Annotated in this window: 16 protein-coding genes and 2 pseudogenes; 9 read left to right on the forward strand and 9 right to left on the reverse strand. The window is 59.3% G+C overall.

All coding sequences use genetic code 11. The annotated features are described in order from the left end of the window. Positions 1-51 precede the first annotated feature (51 nt). The 5 genes from mtnC to aroC all read right to left on the reverse strand — a co-directional run bounded on the left by mtnC (position 52) and on the right by aroC (position 4272). Positions 52-735 (reverse strand): acireductone synthase, encoded by a 684-nt coding sequence (gene mtnC / locus ACXR0M_RS25765; protein ID WP_458834441.1) that lies wholly within the window; start codon positions 733-735, stop codon positions 52-54. A gap of 4 nt (positions 736-739) precedes the next feature. Then, positions 740-1285, reverse strand: coding sequence for a 1,2-dihydroxy-3-keto-5-methylthiopentene dioxygenase (locus ACXR0M_RS25770; protein WP_458834442.1), 546 nt, complete (start codon positions 1283-1285; stop codon positions 740-742). Between the two features lie 92 nt (positions 1286-1377). Continuing rightward, positions 1378-2004 carry a methylthioribulose 1-phosphate dehydratase gene (locus ACXR0M_RS25775; protein ID WP_458834443.1) on the reverse strand — a complete coding sequence of 209 codons (627 nt, stop codon included), beginning with the start codon at positions 2002-2004 and terminating at the stop codon, positions 1378-1380. Further along, positions 2001-3146: an MFS transporter gene (locus tag ACXR0M_RS25780; RefSeq protein WP_458834444.1), complete on the reverse strand. Its 1146-nt coding sequence runs from the start codon at positions 3144-3146 to the stop codon at positions 2001-2003. Before ACXR0M_RS25780 ends, ACXR0M_RS25775 begins: the two co-directional genes overlap by 4 nt. A 34-nt stretch (positions 3147-3180) precedes the next feature. Further along, positions 3181-4272 (reverse strand): chorismate synthase, encoded by a 1092-nt coding sequence (gene aroC / locus ACXR0M_RS25785; protein WP_458834445.1) that lies wholly within the window; start codon positions 4270-4272, stop codon positions 3181-3183. 130 nt (positions 4273-4402) lie between these two features. Here aroC and ACXR0M_RS25790 point away from each other — a divergent pair, with 130 nt between their 5' ends. Next, the gene (locus tag ACXR0M_RS25790) at positions 4403-5356 is read left to right on the forward strand and encodes an alpha/beta hydrolase (RefSeq protein ID WP_458834446.1); all 954 of its coding nucleotides are present in this window, start codon (positions 4403-4405) and stop codon (positions 5354-5356) included. 99 nt (positions 5357-5455) lie between these two features. Continuing rightward, a complete protein-coding gene (locus ACXR0M_RS25795; protein WP_458834447.1) occupies positions 5456-6247 on the forward strand; it encodes a hypothetical protein in 792 nt (263 codons plus the stop codon). 108 nt (positions 6248-6355) lie between these two features. Here ACXR0M_RS25795 and prmB read toward each other — a convergent pair whose 3' ends face one another. Next, a complete protein-coding gene (gene prmB, locus ACXR0M_RS25800) occupies positions 6356-7264 on the reverse strand; it encodes a 50S ribosomal protein L3 N(5)-glutamine methyltransferase (protein ID WP_458834448.1) in 909 nt (302 codons plus the stop codon). Between the two features lie 239 nt (positions 7265-7503). Here prmB and ACXR0M_RS25805 point away from each other — a divergent pair, with 239 nt between their 5' ends. From ACXR0M_RS25805 to ACXR0M_RS25820, 4 genes are all read left to right on the forward strand, one after another. Next, positions 7504-8094, forward strand: a complete 591-nt coding sequence (locus ACXR0M_RS25805; RefSeq protein WP_003223193.1) for a cysteine hydrolase family protein — start codon at positions 7504-7506, stop codon at positions 8092-8094. Between the two features lie 130 nt (positions 8095-8224). Next, complete coding sequence (locus tag ACXR0M_RS25810; protein WP_007914024.1) at positions 8225-8545, forward strand: hypothetical protein; 321 nt, start codon at positions 8225-8227, stop codon at positions 8543-8545. A 74-nt stretch (positions 8546-8619) separates the two neighbouring features. Next, entirely contained in the window at positions 8620-9177 is a 558-nt protein-coding gene (locus ACXR0M_RS25815) for a Smr/MutS family protein (RefSeq protein ID WP_103303797.1), read from the forward strand. Between the two features lie 780 nt (positions 9178-9957). Then, entirely contained in the window at positions 9958-14097 is a 4140-nt protein-coding gene (locus tag ACXR0M_RS25820; RefSeq protein WP_458834449.1) for a CheR family methyltransferase, read from the forward strand. 219 nt (positions 14098-14316) lie between these two features. Here ACXR0M_RS25820 and ACXR0M_RS25825 read toward each other — a convergent pair. After that, positions 14317-14397, reverse strand: a pseudogene (locus tag ACXR0M_RS25825) (con-10 family general stress protein); the annotation flags it as partial. A gap of 63 nt (positions 14398-14460) precedes the next feature. Then, positions 14461-14625: pseudogene (locus tag ACXR0M_RS25830) on the reverse strand (con-10 family general stress protein); the annotation flags it as partial. Between the two features lie 813 nt (positions 14626-15438). On the opposite strand from ACXR0M_RS25830, the gene folE reads away from it, so the two are divergent. Further along, positions 15439-15984 (forward strand): GTP cyclohydrolase I FolE, encoded by a 546-nt coding sequence (folE, locus tag ACXR0M_RS25835; protein WP_019826593.1) that lies wholly within the window; start codon positions 15439-15441, stop codon positions 15982-15984. A gap of 102 nt (positions 15985-16086) precedes the next feature. Further along, positions 16087-16458 (forward strand): glutathione S-transferase N-terminal domain-containing protein, encoded by a 372-nt coding sequence (locus ACXR0M_RS25840; protein ID WP_458834450.1) that lies wholly within the window; start codon positions 16087-16089, stop codon positions 16456-16458. Between the two features lie 157 nt (positions 16459-16615). Here ACXR0M_RS25840 and ACXR0M_RS25845 read toward each other — a convergent pair whose 3' ends face one another. Further along, on the reverse strand, positions 16616-17782 hold the full coding sequence (locus ACXR0M_RS25845; protein ID WP_458834451.1) for an aminotransferase-like domain-containing protein: 1167 nt from the start codon (positions 17780-17782) through the stop codon (positions 16616-16618). A gap of 82 nt (positions 17783-17864) precedes the next feature. Between ACXR0M_RS25845 and ACXR0M_RS25850 the strand changes: the two genes are divergently transcribed. Further along, positions 17865-18311 carry a MarR family winged helix-turn-helix transcriptional regulator gene (locus tag ACXR0M_RS25850; RefSeq protein ID WP_458834452.1) on the forward strand — a complete coding sequence of 149 codons (447 nt, stop codon included), beginning with the start codon at positions 17865-17867 and terminating at the stop codon, positions 18309-18311. The last annotated feature ends 144 nt before the right edge of the window (positions 18312-18455 follow it).

Here is an 18455-nt window from a genome sequence, read left to right on the forward strand (position 1 = left end):
AAACAAGATCAAAAGATCGCAGCGTGCCGCAGCTCCTACAGGGATTTGTGGTTAGAAGGCTTCCGGTTCGATGCCGGTGAAGCTGTCGACGGTGACGTGGCCTACCAGTTCGCCACCTTCGCGGGCCAGGCCGCAGGTTTGCAGGCCGGCCGATTGAGCGGCATCCAGCTCTTCGACGATGTCGGAGAGGAACAGAATTTCCCCGGGTTCAACGCCGATGGCTTGCTGGATATTGGTATAAGACTGTGCCTCACGCTTCGGCCCCGACGTGGTATCGAAGTAGCCGCTGAACAGCGGCGTCAGATCCCCCGCCTCGGAGCAACCGAAGATCAGCTTCTGCGCCTGGATCGAACCCGACGAGTACACAAACAGTTGATAACCGGCCTGATGCCAGCGCTGGAGTGCTTCAACGGCATCCGGGTACACGTGGCCCTTCAACTGCCCGGCCTGATAACCCTGCTCCCAGACCATGCCTTGCAGCGCTTTGAGCGGTGTGGCCTTGCGGTCTTCGGCGATCCAGTTCAGGAGGATTGCAACCACCCGTTCCACATCGGCCTGCGGCTCGTTGCTGTCGCGGCGCACGGCGGCGAGCTGCTCGGCAACATCGGCGCGCTCGGCGTTGTGCCGCACGAAGTCGGGCAGGTGTTTGGCCGCATACGGAAACAGCACGTCAAACACGAAACTCACCGCGCTGGTGGTGCCTTCGATATCAGTAAGGATGACTTTGATCGACATCGACTCAGTCCTCCAGACGCGGGAAGCGCCCGGCGATGTCTTCGCCGGTGAAGTTCGCAACCCAGCCTTCCGGGTTGTTGAACAGGCGGATCGCCACGAAGTGCGGGTTTTCGCCCATGTCGAACCAGTGTTTGGTACCGGCCGGCACCGAGATCAGGTCGTTCTTCTCGCACAGGACCGCGTAGACGTAATCGTCGATGTGCAGGGTGAACAGACCACGACCGGCGACGAAAAAGCGCACTTCGTCTTCGCCGTGGCGGTGTTCTTCGAGGAACTTGGCGCGCAGTTCGGCTTTTTGCGGATGATTGCTGTTGAGGCTGATCACGTCGACGGTGATGTAGCCGCGCTCAGTCATCAGCTGGTCGATCTGCGTTTGATAGGCGCTGATCACTTCTTCCTGGCTGGCACCGGGCTGGATCTTCGCTGCGGCTTGCCAGCGGTCGAAACGCACGCCCTGCTCGGCGAGCGTCGAGGCGATGTCTTCGAAATGGGTCAGCACCTTGTTCGGCAGGTCAGGGCTGGAAACGTGATATACGGACAGGCTGCTCATGGGCAATTCCTCGGTATCGGCCTTGCCGTCCGGCTCTTGCAGACCGGTCGGGCAGTGCATTTCATCAGGCGAATAGGCTGCTTCTGTTGAAGTCAGCCCTGGCGGTTCATGACGCTGCGGGTTTTCAACTCGCATTCAAACAGAAATTCGAAGGCCTCGATCTGCCGCAAGGCGTCGCTCATCTGCGCGCCCCAGGTGTAGAGGCCGTGGCCGCGAATCAGATATCCGACGCAATCGGGATGGGTGTCGAGCCAAGGCTGCACCTTGGCGGCGAGGCGCGCAATGTCCTGATCGTTGTCGAAAATCGGCACGCGCACCCGGGATTCGTGGGTCGAGATGCCGCTGAAGGCTTTCTGCAGTTCGTAATCTTCGAACTCGATAAAGTCTTCCGCAGTCAGGCGCGACAGCACCGTGGCGTTGACCGAATGGGTGTGCAGCACCGCGCCAATCTCTGCGCGCCAGCTGTAAAGCTGGGTGTGCAGCAGGGTTTCGGCGGACGGCTTTTTGCCCGGTTCCAGGCTGTTGCCGGACAGGTCGGTGACGAGCACATCGTCCAGACCCAACTGGCCCTTGTGCTTGCCGGACACCGTCAGAAGCGCTGCGCTCGGCGACAGGCGTGTCGAGTAGTTGCTGCTGGTGGCCGGCGACCAGCCGCGACCATAAAGGAAACGCCCGGCGTCGACGATTTGCTGGGCGAGCTGTTCACGGGTAAGGCTCATGGCCTGTCCTCTTGCATACGTGTGGCAATGATAACGGCCGCAGCGAGCGCTGCGAGACTGGCAATACTAAAGGTCAATGTGGCGCCGAGGGCATTCCAGCTGTAACCGGCATATAACGCCCCCATCGCGCCGCCGGTGCCGGCCAGCGCGGCGTACAGCGCCTGGCCTTGCCCTTGCTGGCGCGCGCCGAAGCTACGTTGCACGAACGCGATGGCAGCCGCATGAAAGCTGCCGAAAGTCGCCGCGTGCAGCACTTGGGCGAACAACAGCACCCAGAGGAATTCGGCGAACGAACCCAGCAACACCCAGCGCAGCGCCGCCAGCAGAAAACTCGCTATCAGCACCCGGCGCAGGGAAAAGCGCGTGAGGATCCGGCTCATGAACATGAACATCAGCACTTCGGCGACCACCCCCACCGCCCAGAGCAAGCCGATCACCCCACGGCTGTAACCGAGGCGTTCGAGGTGCAGGGTCAGAAAGGTGTAATACGGGCCGTGGCTCATCTGCATCAGCGCGACGCAGCCATAAAACGCCAGCACCCCGGGGTTGCGCAGTTGCTTGAGGAAGCCCTCGCCGCTCGGCCGATTGCCTTGCGGCGGCTGCGCATTCGGCACCCACAAACTGCTCAGGACGATACCGGCCATGATCAGTACCAGCGCCGCCGGGTAGATATCCAGGCTCAGCCATTCGAACAGGCGGCCCAGCGCGACCACGGTGATGATGAAACCGATCGAGCCCCACAGGCGGATCTGGCTGTAGCGCGAAGTCTGCCCCTGCAAGTGCGCGAGGGTGATGACTTCGAACTGCGGCAGCACCGCGTGCCAGAAGAACGCATGCAGGGCCATGACCATCGCCAGCCAGGCGTAGGTCTTGCTGACGAAAATCAGCGAAAAGGTCAGCAGCGTGCACACCGCGCCGAAACGCACGATGGCCAGGCGTTTGCCGGTGTAGTCGCCGAGCCAGCCCCAGATGTTCGGCGCCACGCAGCGCATCAGCATCGGGATCGCCACCAGTTCGCCGATACGCGCGGCACTGAATCCGAGGTGATCGAAGTACAGCGCCAGAAACGGCGCGGTCGACCCGAGCAAGGCGAAATAGAAAAGATAGAAACTGGACAGCCGCCAGTACGGGAGCGCCGCCACGCCCGTTATGCCGCGACGGCTTGGCGAGCAACCATCAAAGCTGACCCAGCACCGGAGTGCTGACGCGCACGTCGGCGTTCTGCCCACGGTGACGCAGCAGGTGGTCCATCAGCACGATGGCCATCATCGCTTCGGCAATCGGCGTGGCGCGGATGCCGACGCACGGGTCATGCCGGCCCTTGGTGATCACATCCACCGGGTTGCCATTGACGTCGATCGAACGGCCCGGGGTGGTGATGCTCGAGGTCGGCTTCAGCGCCAGATGCGCGACGATCGGCTGGCCGGACGAAATGCCACCGAGAATGCCGCCGGCGTTGTTGCTGAGGAAACCTTCCGGGGTCAGCTCATCGCGGTGCTCGGTGCCGCGCTGCGCCACGCAGGCGAAACCGGCACCGATTTCCACGCCTTTCACCGCGTTGATGCTCATCAGCGCATGCGCCAGCTCGGCGTCGAGACGGTCGAAAATCGGCTCGCCGAGGCCGGGCATCACGCCTTCGGCCACCACGGTGATCTTCGCTCCCACCGAGTCCTGATCGCGGCGCAACTGGTCCATGTAGGCTTCCAGCTCCGGCACCTTGTCCGGATCCGGGCTGAAAAAGGCGTTCTCTTCCACCGAATCCCAAGTCTTGAACGGGATTTCGATCGGCCCGAGCTGGCTCATGTAGCCACGGATGACGATGCCTTGGGTGGCGAGGAATTTCTTCGCGATCGCCCCGGCCGCCACGCGCATCGCGGTTTCCCGCGCCGAGCTGCGGCCGCCGCCACGGTAATCGCGCTCGCCGTATTTGTGGTGGTAGGTGTAGTCGGCGTGGGCCGGGCGGAACAGGTCCTTGATCGCCGAGTAGTCCTTGGACTTCTGGTCGGTGTTGCGGATCAACAGGCCAATGGAGCAACCGGTGGTGCGGCCTTCGAACACGCCGGAAAGGATTTCGACTTCATCGGCTTCCTGGCGTTGGGTGGTGTGGCGGCTGGTGCCCGGCTTGCGGCGATCGAGGTCGCGCTGCAGGTCTTCGAGGGAAATTTCCAGGCCCGGCGGGCAGCCGTCGACAATGGCGACCAACGCCGGACCATGGCTTTCGCCCGCGGTGGTGACAGTGAACAACTTGCCGTAGGTATTGCCGGACATGCAGGACGCTCCGTGAAATCAAACCCGAATTCGTGATGCGCGCCAGTATACGCAGGCTAACCGAGTAGTTCATCCTCGAACCTTAGTGGTGTGGGTGAGTCCAACCGGCACCTTGGCGAATGATGGCGTGATGATGCTGCGAGTTCTGATCTTGAGTCTTACCCTGTTTACCGGCTTTGCCCACGCGACTGTTCTGCAGCGCCCGATCTCTCTGGACACCGGTCACGGTGAACTATTCGGCTCGTTGTTGCTGCCAAAATCCGACAACCCGGTGCCGGTTGTCCTGATCCTGGCGGGCTCCGGTCCTACCGACCGTGACGGCAATAACCCCGATGGCGGGCGCAACGACAGCCTCAAGCGCCTGGCCTGGGTGCTGGCCAAACACAACATCGCCAGCGTGCGTTACGACAAGCGCGGGGTGGCCGCGAGCCTCGCCGCCACGCCCGACGAGCGCAATCTGTCGGTGGAGGCCTACGTCGATGATGCCGTGGCCTGGAGCCAGAAGTTGAAAAGCGACCCGCGTTTCGGCCCGTTGATTCTGCTCGGTCACAGTGAGGGCGCGCTGATTGCCACCCTCGCCGCCCCGCGCACCGACGCCGCGGCGTTGATTTCCCTGTCCGGCAGCGCACGACCCGTCGATCAGGTGATCCGCGAGCAACTGGCGCGCAGCCTGCCACCGCCGTTGATGCTGCGCAGCAACGAACTGCTCGACAGCCTCAAGGCCGGCCACACCGATGCCAACGTGCCGGCGCCGCTGCAGCCGATTTTCCGCCCGAGCGTGCAGCCGTACCTGATTTCGCTGTTCCGCCAGGACCCGGCCAAAGCCTTTGCCCAAGTGCAGATACCCACGCTGATCGTTCAGGGCAGCAACGACATGCAGGTCGGCGTCGGCGATGCCCAAGCATTGAAAGCCGCCAAACCGGACGCCCACCTGGCGGTGATCGACGGCATGAACCATGTCATGCGCATCGTCCCTGCCGACGTGAAACGGCAATTGGCCTCCTACAAGGACCCGCAATTGCCACTGGCGGCCGAGCTGGGCAGCACGCTCATCGCCTTTATTGACGGACTTCGCACCCGTTGAAGGCATTTTGCCCTCCAGTCCTGACAGAAACGGCCGATAAGCCTTTGTCGCCCGCGTACCGGCTGGCGACAAGCAGCGCATGGACAGGATCTCGCCGTTATGACTGATACCCAGAATTCACCCGACACCACCGCTGAAAAAGACGCACCGCCAGCGGTCGAGCTGCCTTGGGCGGACGTCAGCGCCGAACACCACAAGATGCTCCGTCTGGCGCCGCTGCAGACGGACCGTAACACCGGTGGCCGGCCGCTGCGCTTTGTCGAATTCGGCTACGCCGAGCGCAACGGTAAAGAACACAGCCTGATGCGCATGGCGATCAAACTGCCCGGCCAGCGCGTACGCAAAGAGCAGAATCATCTCGATGTGTGGGTCAATCACACCACCAGGCGCGTGCACTTCGGCCCCGACAGCGGCTTGCAGATCGAACCGCTGAACCGTGGCATCGGACGTTTCATGGCGGCGCAAGGCATCAATTGGGCAAAGAAACGCTGGCCCGCCTACACCGTCGACGGCATGGACCTGAACAACAAGGACGCGCTGAACGAAGACACCCGCCTGCGTCGCGATCACTTCTTGCGCGTGCATGGGTTTGATGTGGCGTACGCCGATGCCCAGCATTTGAAGGGCAGCGTCAAAGAAGTGCAGGTCGGTGACTTGCTCGGCGACTGGAACAGCGAAAAGTTGCAGATCGTTGAAATCCTCGAAGCGGCGCAGATGCTGCAACAGGCCGAGCAGAATCTGGCCGAGCAGGAAGTGAAACTGAAGAAGCAGGAAGAGAAAGTCAGCAAGTTCAAGCGTGAAGACGCCGGGCTGCGTTTCACCATTACTTGCCTAGTGGCGTTTGCGGTGTTTCAGGCGGGGTTGTTGATCTGGATTGCGACGCACCGGTAACAGATTGAGACCGAGGCGCCCCCATCGCGGGCAAGCCACGCTCCCACAGAATTTTTGTGTCGTACACGAAACCTGTGGGAGCGGGCTTGCTCGCGAAGCTTTTAAGACTTAAACGCGGGAAGCGAACAGCGCCTGATGCGCGCGGCACTGCTCCGCGGTCAACATGAACACGCCATGCCCGCCGCGCGCGAAATCGAGCCAGGCGAAATCGACTTCCGGGTACAGCGCTTCGACGTGTACCTGGCTGTTGCCCACCTCGACGATCAACAAGCCCTTCTCGGTCAGATGATCCGCCGCTTCGGCAAGCATCCGGCGCACCAGGTTCAGACCATCCTCACCGCAAGCCAGGCCCAGCTCCGGTTCGTGCTGGTATTCGTCCGGCATGTCGGCGAAATCTTCCGCGTCGACGTAGGGCGGGTTCGAAACGATCAGGTCGAAGCGCTGCCCCGGCAAGCCATCGAAACCATCGCCCTGCACGGTATACACGCGCTCGTCGACGCCGTGGCGCTCGATGTTCTGGTTGGCGACTTCCAGCGCTTCGAACGACAGATCCGCCAGCACCACTTCGGCGTTCTGAAACTCGTAGGCGCAGGCGATGCCGATGCAGCCGGAGCCGGTGCACAGGTCGAGAATGCGTGCCGGCTCGTCGCCGATCCACGGCGCAAAGCGGTTCTCGATCAGCTCGCCGATCGGCGAACGCGGGATCAGCACGCGCTCATCGACGATGAACGACATGCCGCAGAACCACGCCTCGCCCAGCAGGTAGGCTGTCGGAATGCGTTCTTCGATGCGGCGCTTGAGCATCCGTTGCAGATTGACCAGCTCGTCGTCTTCCAGCGCGCAATCGAGGTAGCTGTCGGCGATTTCCCATGGCAGGTGCAACGCACCGAGCACCAGTTGCCGGGCTTCATCCCAGGCGTTGTCGGTGCCATGGCCGAAAAACAGATCCTCCCCATGGAAGCGGCTGACGGCCCAACGGATGTGGTCGCGCAGGGTACGAAGTCGGGAAGTGATCACGGGGCAGAACTCCAGAAAAAACGACTGGCGATTCTAGCAGCCAAAACGCGCGCCGACGACGCAGGAAAATCAGCCGGGCGACGGTAGGACCTTTCTGTTTTTTGCATCAGCCATTGAACAGAACGTGTAACTTGACAAGGCTGCAGGCCAATAACGACGGCCCCTGCGATGGTAGCGATTCACAGAAGCGCTCAGCCAGAGGAGAATGTCGCAAAAGCCCCACTCCAAGGAGCCCCAGAATGTCCGTTCCAAAAACGATGTTTCAACTCAGCGGCCGCGGTTACGCAGCGGCCACACTGAGCCATGCCACCGTGGTCATCATCGATGCCCAGAAGGAATACCTCAGTGGCCCGCTGGCCCTGAGCGGCATGGACGCGGCCGTCGCGAACATCAAACAATTGGTCGCTGCGGCCCGTGCAGCCGGTCGGCCGATCGTGCACGTGCGTCATCTCGGCACCGTCGGTGGCCTGTTCGATCCGCAGGGCGAGCGTGGCGAGTTCATTCCCGGCCTGGAGCCGCAGGGTGACGAGACCATCATCGGCAAACTGCTGCCGAGCGCCTTTCATGGCACCGAACTACTCGACCGCCTGCAGAACCTCGGCTCGCTGGACCTGATCGTCTGCGGCTTCATGAGCCATTCCAGCGTCAGCACCACCGTGCGCGCGGCGAAGAACCTGGGCTTCCGTTGCACTCTGGTCGAAGACGCCTGCGCTACCCGTGACCTGCCGTTCAAGGGCCGCGTGCTCAGCGCCGCCGTGGTGCAGGAAGCGGAGATGGCAATCATGGCCGACAACTTCGCCACCCTCGCGCTGACCCAAGACCTGATCTGATTGGCGTCGGTGAGCGGCTTGCGGCGCCGCTCATCTGCAAAAGCCTCGCATTTGCTGCAATTGCCTTAGCCTCAGGAACAACCCGGTCAACTCCCGGTCGAAGGGCCGATACCCATTGAGGAAGGTCGGAATGAAGTTATCCGATGGATTTGACGCACGCCGCTTGCGGCCCAAAGGCCAAAGCAACTGGCGTTTTCGATTCGGCGCAGCGATCGCCGCCATTCTGGCGACGTTCGGGGTGCTGCTGGCGATGGCCGGAGCCGCCAGCCTGCTCGGGCGCCCACCGGCGCTCGGCGATTTGAATGCCACACCGATGGGTTCAGCGATCATACTGGCCGTCGGCTTGTTGTTCCTGTACTTCGGCGTGGCGCTGTGGCGTCGTTGCCGGCGCCGCGCACGGCAATCGCGGGAACTGAACATGTCCCCGCATCTGATGAAAAAACACGACTGACACGACGGCCTGGCTTTTAGCCGGGCCGTTTTGTTTCGACTTGGGTAAACTGGCCGCCCTTCGCGGAGGCTGACATGCAAGACGACGATTTTTCCCTGTTCAAAAGTGCGATCCAAGGCGTCAAGCCGATCAAGCACGACCGCGCCGACACCGGCAAACCCAAGGCTGACCGCGCGCAGATCGCCAAGCTGCGCCAGTCCGCCACCGTGCGCACCGATGCCACGACCGTCGATGGCCTGTCCGATCAGTTTGTGATCGACGTCGGCCCGGAAGACGAGTTGATGTGGGCGCGCGACGGGGTGCAGGAAAGCCAGATGCGCAAGCTCAAGATCGGTCAGATCCCGTTCGAAGGCAGCCTCGACCTGCACGGCATGAGCGTGGAAAAAGCCCGCGAAACCCTGTGGGCGTTTCTCGCCGAAGCGACCAAATTCGAAATCCGCTGCGTGCGCGTCACCCACGGCAAGGCCGTGCGCCTGGACGGCAAGCGGCCGATGATCAAAAGCCACGTCAACACCTGGCTGCGCCAGCATGCGCAAGTGCTGGGTTTCTGCTCATGTCAGGCGAAACACGGCGGCGCCGGCGCGGTGTACGTGATGCTCAAACGCACCATGATGGAAGGTCGCGACGAATAATCGCGTTACATCGAACTGGCAGGGTGGTGTCCGCCCTCGCGCCTTTACGATGGCTTGAGCACGACTCGAATGGCAACCGTCGGCCCTGTCTGCCCGTTTTGCCGACGGCGCTCGAAGTCTGGCCACTGATCCGCCACGCGTCCCTCACCGCACTTTACGCAATAATACAGGTCGGGCTGTTTACCCAAGTAATAACCTCTTCGTATATACACGTGGATGCATCGTGAGGATTTCGAATGATCGATATTTTCTTCAGGCACGAGACAGCACTCCAAAAAAATCCCGCACAGAGTGCGGGCAACCTGGAAACATCTATACCGACTTAACGCCCGACGTTTTTTATTGAGATGGCTTGCAAAAGCGTCAGTTTTATTTAGTTCTGGCGCACCGACAAACGGTGACGTTATTTCGAAGACAGTCCTGCATGGCTCGTACCACTATTAAGCTGTCGCAGTTAATAACAAACTTATACCAAAGTCCGGTATAACTTTTCAGTCTGATAGTGACTTTAGAAGCAGGATGAAATACCCAGCAACTTCCAATCCTTGGGCCTTCGTACTGTTTACACTTATTGAGGCAATTACAATATGCCATCATTTACAACGCGTACAAAGCAACTAGCCTAAGCATCTGTCATTCAGTTGGGGCTTGCCCCGACGTCGAGGACAAAGCTGGCATCCGCTTGCCGGATGCAGACATTAGCGCTATCGCGCTGACACGATGACTTTTACAATCCTGCCCAATGGGAACGCAAGTCAGACGATCAAACAGGATTTAGAGATGAAACCGACACCGAAGCGCCAACCGTCACTGCCTCAGCGGGCCGGTGTAACGCCTAGTCATTTATCCTTCCCGGTCGTCGGAATCGGCGCTTCAGCAGGTGGCCTGGATGCGCTGAAAACCTTTTTCGAACAGATGCCAGCCGACAGCGGCATGGCATTTGTGATTGTGCTGCACCTGTCACCGGATCATGAAAGTGTCGCCGACAAGATTCTCCAGGACTGCACCGCAATGCCGGTCCGGCAGGTGACGGATGCCTGCCCTATCGAGCGCAATCATGTCTATGTCATATCACCCGCCAGCCAGCTATCGATGAATGATGGTTACCTACGGGTTATCCCTGCCAGCCGTCCCGTCGGTAGCCACATTGCCATCGACTTGTTCTTCCGCGACTTGGCAGATGTGCACAAGGAGCATGCTTTCTGCATCGTGTTGTCGGGCACCGGCAGCGACGGTGCGGTCGGACTGTCGAGAATCAAGGAACAAGGAGGCGTGACGATCGTGCAGGCACCATCGGACGCCGAGTTCGATGGCATGCCACAAGCGGCGATCGCCACCTCGATGGTCGACGTGGTGTTGCCCGTTGCTGAAATTCCGCAGAAGCTCCTCGAACTGTGGCGAAACTCGCAAAGCATCACTTTGCCCGAACCCAACGACATGCAGGTGCCTTCGGATACACCGGAGCGGGAGCGGGTCGTGGCGGAGCAGACCTTGCAAGACATCCTGCTGCTTTTGCGCAATCGCACAGGGCACGATTTCAAACACTACAAACGCGCAACGGTCTTGCGCCGTATCGAGCGCCGTCTGCAGGTAACCGCGCAACCGGATCTGCCCACTTATTTCAGTTATCTGGAAAACACCCCCGAAGAACCCAGCAACCTGCTCGGCGACATGTTGATCGGTGTCACTAACTTCTTTCGTGACCGCGAAGCGTTCGAGGCACTTGAGCGACACGTGCTGACACCGCTGATGGGTAACGAGCAGGAAAAACCCAAGCGTGAAGAAGTGCGCATCTGGTCGGCAGGCTGCTCCACCGGCGAAGAAGCCTACAGCCTGACCATCCTCTGCACCGAGCATCAGAAACTTGAATCCAATCCGGTCAAGGTGCAGGTGTTCGCCACCGACATCGATGAGCGAGCCATTGCCACCGGACGCGCCGGGCAGTACCCGGAAGCCATCCTTACGGATGTGCCGCCGACACGACTGCGTCAGTACTTCGTGAAAGAAGGCGAACGTTACAAGGTACGCAAGGAGATCCGCGAAAAAGTCCTGTTCGCCAATCACAGCCTGTTGTCTGATCCGCCGTTCTCGCAGATTGACCTGATCGTCTGCCGTAATCTGCTGATCTACCTTGAGCGCGAGATTCAGCGCGACATTCTGCAAATGTTCCACTTCGCCTTGCGTCCCGGTGGCTACTTGTTCCTCGGCTCATCGGAGTCGGCGGATGCCTGTCCGGATCTGTTCACCCCGGTGGACAAACGCAACCGTATTTTCCGCGCCAAGGCGGGCACCGCCAACCGCCGCACGCCGACCATGCCGCGAGGCGGATTCACGTCATTCAATATGTCAGTGCCGCCGCCCATGGTGCCAGTGACGCGCAAAGTGGCTTACGCGGATATCCATCAGCGCGCCCTCGAGCAGCGCCTGCCGCCGAGCCTGATCGTCGACGGCAATGCCGACATTCTCCACATGAGTGAGGGTGCGGGTCGCTTCCTGCGCTATATCGGCGGCGAAATGAGCCGCAACGTGCTAGGGCTGGTCATGCCGCCCTTGCGCCTTGAGTTGCGTACTACCCTGTTCCAGGCGCAACAGAGCGGTAAAGCGACCCTTTCGAGAAAAATCCGTATTCAGGACTCCCAGGGCGATTACTACGTCGATATCACGGTTCAGCCCTACAAGGACGAGATGTCCGAGCAGGACGTGCGCCTGATTGTGTTTGGTGTGTCGCCCATCGAAACCGGGCCGGACAACGAATTGAGCCTGCAAACCGAAAACCAGGTGCTCGCCAGCCTGGAAAACGAGCTGCAGCGCACTAAAGAACATCTGCAGGAAACCATCGAGCATTCCGAGACGTCCAGCGAAGAACTCAAGGCGTCCAACGAAGAAATGCACGCGATCAACGAGGAGTTGCGCTCGGCGACCGAGGAGCTGGAAACCAGCAAGGAAGAGTTGCAATCGATCAACGAGGAACTGTTGACGGTCAACTACGAGCTGAAAACGAAAGTCGAAGAAACTGACAAGATCAACGACTATCTGGCCAACCTGATCGCCTCCACGGATATCGCCACGGTCTTCGTGGATCGCAACATGCACATCCGCTGGTTCACCCCGCGTGCGACCGATATTTTCAGCATGTTGCCGGTAGACACCGGGCGCTCGTTACTCGACATCACTCATCGTCTCAACTATCCACAACTGGCGGATGACGCGACCTCGGTATTCGAATCATTGAACATGATGGAGCGCGAAGTCAGCAGCATTGATCACCGCTGGTACATCGCCCGGCTGCTGCCTTATCGCTCCAGTGAGAGCCATATCGACGGCACGGTGCTGACCTTCATCGACATCACCAAACGCCGTGAAGCCGAGGAAGATTTGCGTCTGGGCCAGGAACGCATGCGCCTGGTGGCGGAAAGCACCCATGATTTTGCGATCATCATCCTCGACGAGCAGGGCCTCATCACTGACTGGAACACCGGTGCCGAGCTGATCTTTGGCTACAAGAGCACTGAGGTCATGGGCGTCTATTACGACTTGCTGTTCTCGCCTGAAGACCGCAAAGCCGGCGTTCCGGAAAAAGAGCTGCGTCAGGCCCGGGAACATGGACGGGGTGAGGACGAACGCTGGCATGTGCGCAAGGACGGCAGCCGTTTTTATTGCAGCGGCGAAGTCACGTTGTTGCGCGCGGAGACGGATGTGGGCTACGTCAAGATCGCCCGCGACCTGACCGGTCACAAACGCTTGCACGAAGAGCAGAGCAAGAAACTGGCGGAGACTCAGGTCAGCAGTCACATGAAAGACGAGTTTTTCGCCGTCATGTCGCACGAGTTGAAGCATCCGCTCAATCTGATCCAGCTGAACACGGAAATCCTTCGTCGCCTGCCCTCGGTACGCAGTGCAGAGAAGGCCAGCAAAGCGGTTGCAACCATCAGCGAAGCGGTCGCCAGCCAGGCACGTATCATCGATGATCTTCTGGACGTGGCGCGGATCCGCACCGGCAAATTGAAACTCAAGACCCGCTTGCTTGATCTGGGCGTCCTGGTTCGCGACATTCACGCGGTCGTCACTGAAGAATACCCGGACGCCGAAATCATCCTTGATGCGCCTGCAGCCGATGTATCCGTTCCGGTCGATGGTGATCCGACGCGCCTGGAACAGATCATCTGGAATCTGTTGCATAACGCGCTGAAGTTCAGCCACGCATCCGCGCGGGTGCAGATCATTTTGGGTACGAACGACGGTCACGCCCGGCTGCAGATCATCGACAACGGCATCGGTCTGGCACCTGCGGACATCGAACATGTTTTTGACCTGTTCAGCCAGGCTAAACCGAGAAACGGCATCCACCAGCGTGATGGTTTGGGAATTGGATTGTCGCTGGTCCGGCAACTCGCCCAGGCCCATGGTGGCACGGTCAGCGTCAAGTCGGCGGGACTTGGCCACGGCTGTGCATTTACCGTGCTGCTACCGCTTTCCGATCAGGTGCTCGACACCGATCAGGATGAACCAAAAGCGCAGCAGAAAGGCCGGCTCAAGGGATTGAAAGTATTGCTGGTAGACGACTCCGCCGAGGTCGTTGACGTCATGCGCATGCTTCTGGAGATGGAAGATGCACTTGTGAAGTCTTTCATCGAACCAGTGCTCGCCCTGCAAAATGCTACGACCGAACATTACGATATTATCCTGTCGGATATCAGCATGCCGGTAATGGACGGGCATGAGCTGATTCAATCACTGCGCCAGACCAAACTGCACAAGTTCACACCGGCCATCGCATTGACCGGGTACGGCGTCGCCATCGAAGCACAGAAAGCGAAAAACGCCGGCTTTGATCGCCATATATGCAAGCCTGTCCAATACGAGGAACTGGTGGATACCATAGAAACCCTGTGCAGCAGCATGCTCGAAGGAAACGATTGAGGGGGGCGCAAAATTCGGTGGAAAACCGGCCCGGATGCACAGTGCTTTGGGCCATCATTCATCGACGCAGGCCCGAACGCGGGGTGTTCCTCGGTCCATCGCAGATTGATCCCGTACAGGAAATGCGAAGCGCCGATCGATAAGCCGAAGCTTCATGTATTTCTATGATCAAGTGCGCCAGACCTCGCGAAAAGGCGAGGCCTGGCGGCTTACGCTGCTTTACGATTTATGATTCCCCCCGTGGCTGTGCTGACCGCCTTTTTTGCCGGCTTCTGACGCTTTTTCCGGGTCATTGGCAAAATTCCCGCCCTGACCAGATCCGCGACTTTGCTCTCCCGATGCAGACTCGCTGGCCTGTCGGCCACCGCCATGGCTGTTCTCGCCACCTTTCTTGCCCGCTTCGGACGCGCGTTCCGGATCGTTGGCAAAATTTCCGCCAGAGGCGTGACCTCCTTTGCGTCCTGCCTCGGACGCTTTTTCAGGGTCGTTTGCGAAATTGCCCGGATTGTTATTTCCGCTATTAGCCATTTTATTTCTCCTGGAAATAGGATCGCAGACTTTATTGCCCGCCAGATTACGAAACGCAAACACGAGCCAAAGTTGTAAAAAAAAGCGGGCATCACGACCGGCGGATCAGGGAAATTAGTTCAAAAACTTAGCCGAACCTCCGACCATTGGAAAACATTCACGTTAATTTTCTAAAGACTTCGCGCTATAACTTTTTACTCTATTACATATAAGTTGCAATCAAGCCACGCAATACTGGAATGACGCAAAAGCGCCAGGAACTCGGCATCCTCAGCCCATAACTTTATGATTGTCAGAATTGACATTAATGCAGCAGTTGATAAAGAGTAATCAGCGCGACGTTTCCGGTGGCAACTTTCAACGGATCGTCGCCGTTTCAGGCCAGATTGAATCCTTCGTAAAAGTAATTCCTGGATTTGAACGATTAAAAGCTGTTGATGATCACCAGTCCCACAAACCGGCTTGGCCCTGACCTGCTTGTGCGGGTCACCTGAGAACGGCCATCCGGAACCCCAAAGCATGCGCCCCCGGCACCGCGATTTGCGTTGGGTGGCGCCGTCAAATAAAGGATTCACCTCTCGCCCAATACAACTGCCGACACACATACGCTACCATGTGCCCCATGGCGGGTCTGAACCCTGCGTTTATTGCCACTCAACTGCGTCATAGCATTCAGATTTTGCTATCGACCTGCGCCCGATGGGTCAACCAGCACCAGCGGTTGACGTCGGTAGCCCGAAAACAGCTTGATTGGTTCAACATTGGTACGGACAGAACCAGTACCCTTCTGAAACCCTTATGGAATCAGCCCCTGTGACACTGGAACAGAATTACACCGCGATTCTCGGCCAATTGGGCGAGGACGTGTCCCGCGAGGGCCTGCTCGACACGCCAAAGCGTGCCGCCAAAGCCATGCAGTACCTCTGCCGCGGTTATGAACAGACGCTCGAAGAGGTCACCAACGGTGCCCTGTTCAGCTCCGACAACAGCGAAATGGTGCTGGTCAAGGACATCGAGCTGTACTCGTTGTGCGAACACCACCTGCTGCCGTTTATCGGCAAGGCGCATGTTGCCTACATCCCGAGCGGCAAGGTGCTGGGGCTGTCCAAGGTCGCGCGGATCGTCGACATGTACGCCCGCCGCCTGCAGATCCAGGAAAACCTCAGCCGCCAGATCGCCGATGCTGTGATGCAAGTCACCGGCGCGCTGGGCGTGGCTGTGGTGATCGAGGCCAAGCACATGTGCATGATGATGCGCGGTGTCGAGAAGCAGAATTCGTCGATGATCACTTCGGTGATGCTTGGTGAGTTCCGCGAAAACGCGGCGACGCGCAGCGAGTTCCTCAGCCTGATCAAGTAATCGGCTGCAGAAAAGAACCGGCGTTGATCGCCGGTTTTTTTTGCCCGTGAAAAATCGGGTAAGCTGCGCGCCTTTCTCCATTTGTACCGTGAGGCTTTCAACGTGTTCGTAAAAGCGCTTCGTGTCGGCCTTGGCCAACTGATCATCTTCATCGACTTCATCACCCGCCCGAGCAAGAAACAGCGCCCCGCCGCTGCCCAGGCTCAAGTGGATGCGGCCGCGAAGGAGTTGACGCTGTATCAGTTCCACGCCTGCCCATTCTGCGTGAAAACCCGCCGCACCCTGCGCCGCCTGAACGTACCGGTGGCGCTGAAGGACGCGAAGAACAACGCACAGGATCGCCAGACCCTGCTGGATCAGGGCGGCAAAATCAAAGTGCCGTGCCTGCGGATTGAAGAGAATGGGCAGACCACGTGGATGTATGAGTCCAAGGTGATTATTGATTATCTGGATAAGCGGTTTGCGGCGGTTTGAAATTTCTGTTTTGGGGCTGATGGCCCTATCGCGAGCAGGCTCGCTCCTACAAGGGAACGCATTCCAACTGTAGGAGTGAGCCTGCTCGCGATGAGGCCATTACAGGCAGCAAAAATCCCAGACAAAAAAACCGGCCCTCAAGCCGGTTTATTTGTTTTCAGGCCGCTTTTTCTAGCTGCGCCTGCCGCACCACCGCCGCCAATCGCTTCAATCCTTCATCCAGTCGCGCCGGATCGATGTGGCTGAAATTCAGCCGCAGATGCCCAAGATGCTTATCCGGTTCCGGGAAAAACGGCTCGCCCGGCATGAACGCCACGTCATTGGCCAACGCCTGGTTGAGCAAGGTGCGGGTATCCAGCGGCTGCTTCAGCGTCAGCCAGAAAAACAATCCGCCCTGCGGCATGTTCCAGTCGGCCAGATCGGAAAAGTGCGTTTCCAGCGCGGACTGGAAAGCATCGCGGCGCTGCCGGTAGAAGCCGCGCAACTCGCTCAAATGCTGCTGATATTGTTCCGTACCGATCCACTGCAGCGCCTGCCACTGACCGATGCGGTTGGTGTGCAGATCCGCCGACTGCTTGAGCTTGAGCAAGTGCGGGAAGAGGTCCGGGCTGGCGATCAGATAGCCGACGCGCAGCCCCGGCAGCAGGGTTTTCGACACCGTGCCGGTGTAGATCCAGCTGGCTTTCTGCAAGCGCCCGGCAATCGGTTTGGCACTGCCGCCATCGAAGGTCAGTTCGCGGTAAGGTTCGTCCTCGATCAGGGTCACGCCGAATTCATCCAGCAGCGCGGCGACGGCCGCACGCTTGGCTTCGCTGTAGCGCACGGCGGACGGATTCTGGAACGTCGGGATCAGGTAGATGAACGCCGGGCGATGCTGTTCAAGGCGGCTGCGCAGTTGCTGCAGATTCGGGCCGTCGGCCTCTTGCGGGACGGTCAGGCAATTGGCGCCGAACAGCTGGAAGATCTGCAGCGCGGCGAGGTAAGTCGGAGCTTCCAGCAGGATCTCGGTGCCTTGATCGATGTACAACTTGGCCGCTAGATCAAGGGTTTGCTGGGAACCGCTGACCACCAGTACCTGACTCGCCTCACAGGCCAGACCCAGCGCCCTCGCCTCGGCCGCCAGCGCTTCACGCAACGCCGGTTCGCCTTCGCTCATGCCGTATTGGCCAAGGGACAGCGGCATGTCGGCCCATTCGACTTTCGGCAGCATGGCTTCGGCGGGCAAGCCGCCGGCAAACGACATCACCTCCGGGCGCTGGGCGGCGGCGAGGATTTCTCGGATCAGAGAACTTTTAAGGCGCGAAACACGTTCGGAAAAAGCCATGGGAGTCACCGCTAGCGAGGTCTGGGAAAAATGAGTCAAACTGGTTGACTGAAACTACGACAGCTTGAGCGAGTACGTCAACATGCTTGACCTTAAAAACCCCGCGAGCCAGCAACAGGCGATGGAAGCGTTTTTCTTCGGCTACCAGGCGTTCACCGCCAAGGCCGATGAAATGCTCGAACGTCGCGGCCTGTCCCGGGTGCATCAGCGGATTGTGTTTTTCATCGCGCGCTACCCGAATCTCAGCGTGAAGGAATTGCTCGGGTTGCTCGGGGTGAGCAAACAGGCGCTGAACATGCCGCTGCGCCAGTTGCAGGAAATGCATCTGGTGGACAGCGTGGCGGCGGAGACGGACAAACGTAAGCGTCTGCTGGAACTGACCGCTGAGGGCGCGAAGTTCGAGCAGGCGCTGCGCCGCGAGCAGGTGAAGTTGCTTGAGCGGGTGTTTGCCGAGGCTGGGGAGGCGGCGGTGAATGGGTGGTTGGCGGTGAATATGGCGTTGGGGAACAGTCAGGTAGCTGTCGATTGAGCCGACTGGCCTCTTCGCGAGCAAGCCCGCTCCCACATTAGAACGCATTCCCTTGTGGGAGCGGGCTTGCTCGCGAAGGCGTCCGCAAAAACGATATATCCCTATCAATGGAGCTTTCGTAAACAAAATCAAAAACAATATTTG

Source organism: Pseudomonas sp. Eth.TT006 (assembly GCF_054456575.1).

Coding starts and splice junctions, on each gene's coding strand:
- mtnC (WP_458834441.1), bottom strand. CDS start 735: ATGTCGATCAAAGTCATCCTTACTGATATCGAAGGCACCACCAGCGCG.
- ACXR0M_RS25770 (WP_458834442.1), bottom strand. CDS start 1,285: ATGAGCAGCCTGTCCGTATATCACGTTTCCAGCCCTGACCTGCCGAAC.
- ACXR0M_RS25775 (WP_458834443.1), bottom strand. CDS start 2,004: ATGAGCCTTACCCGTGAACAGCTCGCCCAGCAAATCGTCGACGCCGGG.
- aroC (WP_458834445.1), bottom strand. CDS start 4,272: ATGTCCGGCAATACCTACGGCAAGTTGTTCACTGTCACCACCGCGGGC.
- ACXR0M_RS25790 (WP_458834446.1), top strand. CDS start 4,403: ATGATGCTGCGAGTTCTGATCTTGAGTCTTACCCTGTTTACCGGCTTT.
- ACXR0M_RS25795 (WP_458834447.1), top strand. CDS start 5,456: ATGACTGATACCCAGAATTCACCCGACACCACCGCTGAAAAAGACGCA.
- ACXR0M_RS25805 (WP_003223193.1), top strand. CDS start 7,504: ATGTCCGTTCCAAAAACGATGTTTCAACTCAGCGGCCGCGGTTACGCA.
- ACXR0M_RS25810 (WP_007914024.1), top strand. CDS start 8,225: ATGAAGTTATCCGATGGATTTGACGCACGCCGCTTGCGGCCCAAAGGC.
- ACXR0M_RS25815 (WP_103303797.1), top strand. CDS start 8,620: ATGCAAGACGACGATTTTTCCCTGTTCAAAAGTGCGATCCAAGGCGTC.
- ACXR0M_RS25820 (WP_458834449.1), top strand. CDS start 9,958: ATGAAACCGACACCGAAGCGCCAACCGTCACTGCCTCAGCGGGCCGGT.
- ACXR0M_RS25845 (WP_458834451.1), bottom strand. CDS start 17,782: ATGGCTTTTTCCGAACGTGTTTCGCGCCTTAAAAGTTCTCTGATCCGA.
- ACXR0M_RS25850 (WP_458834452.1), top strand. CDS start 17,865: ATGCTTGACCTTAAAAACCCCGCGAGCCAGCAACAGGCGATGGAAGCG.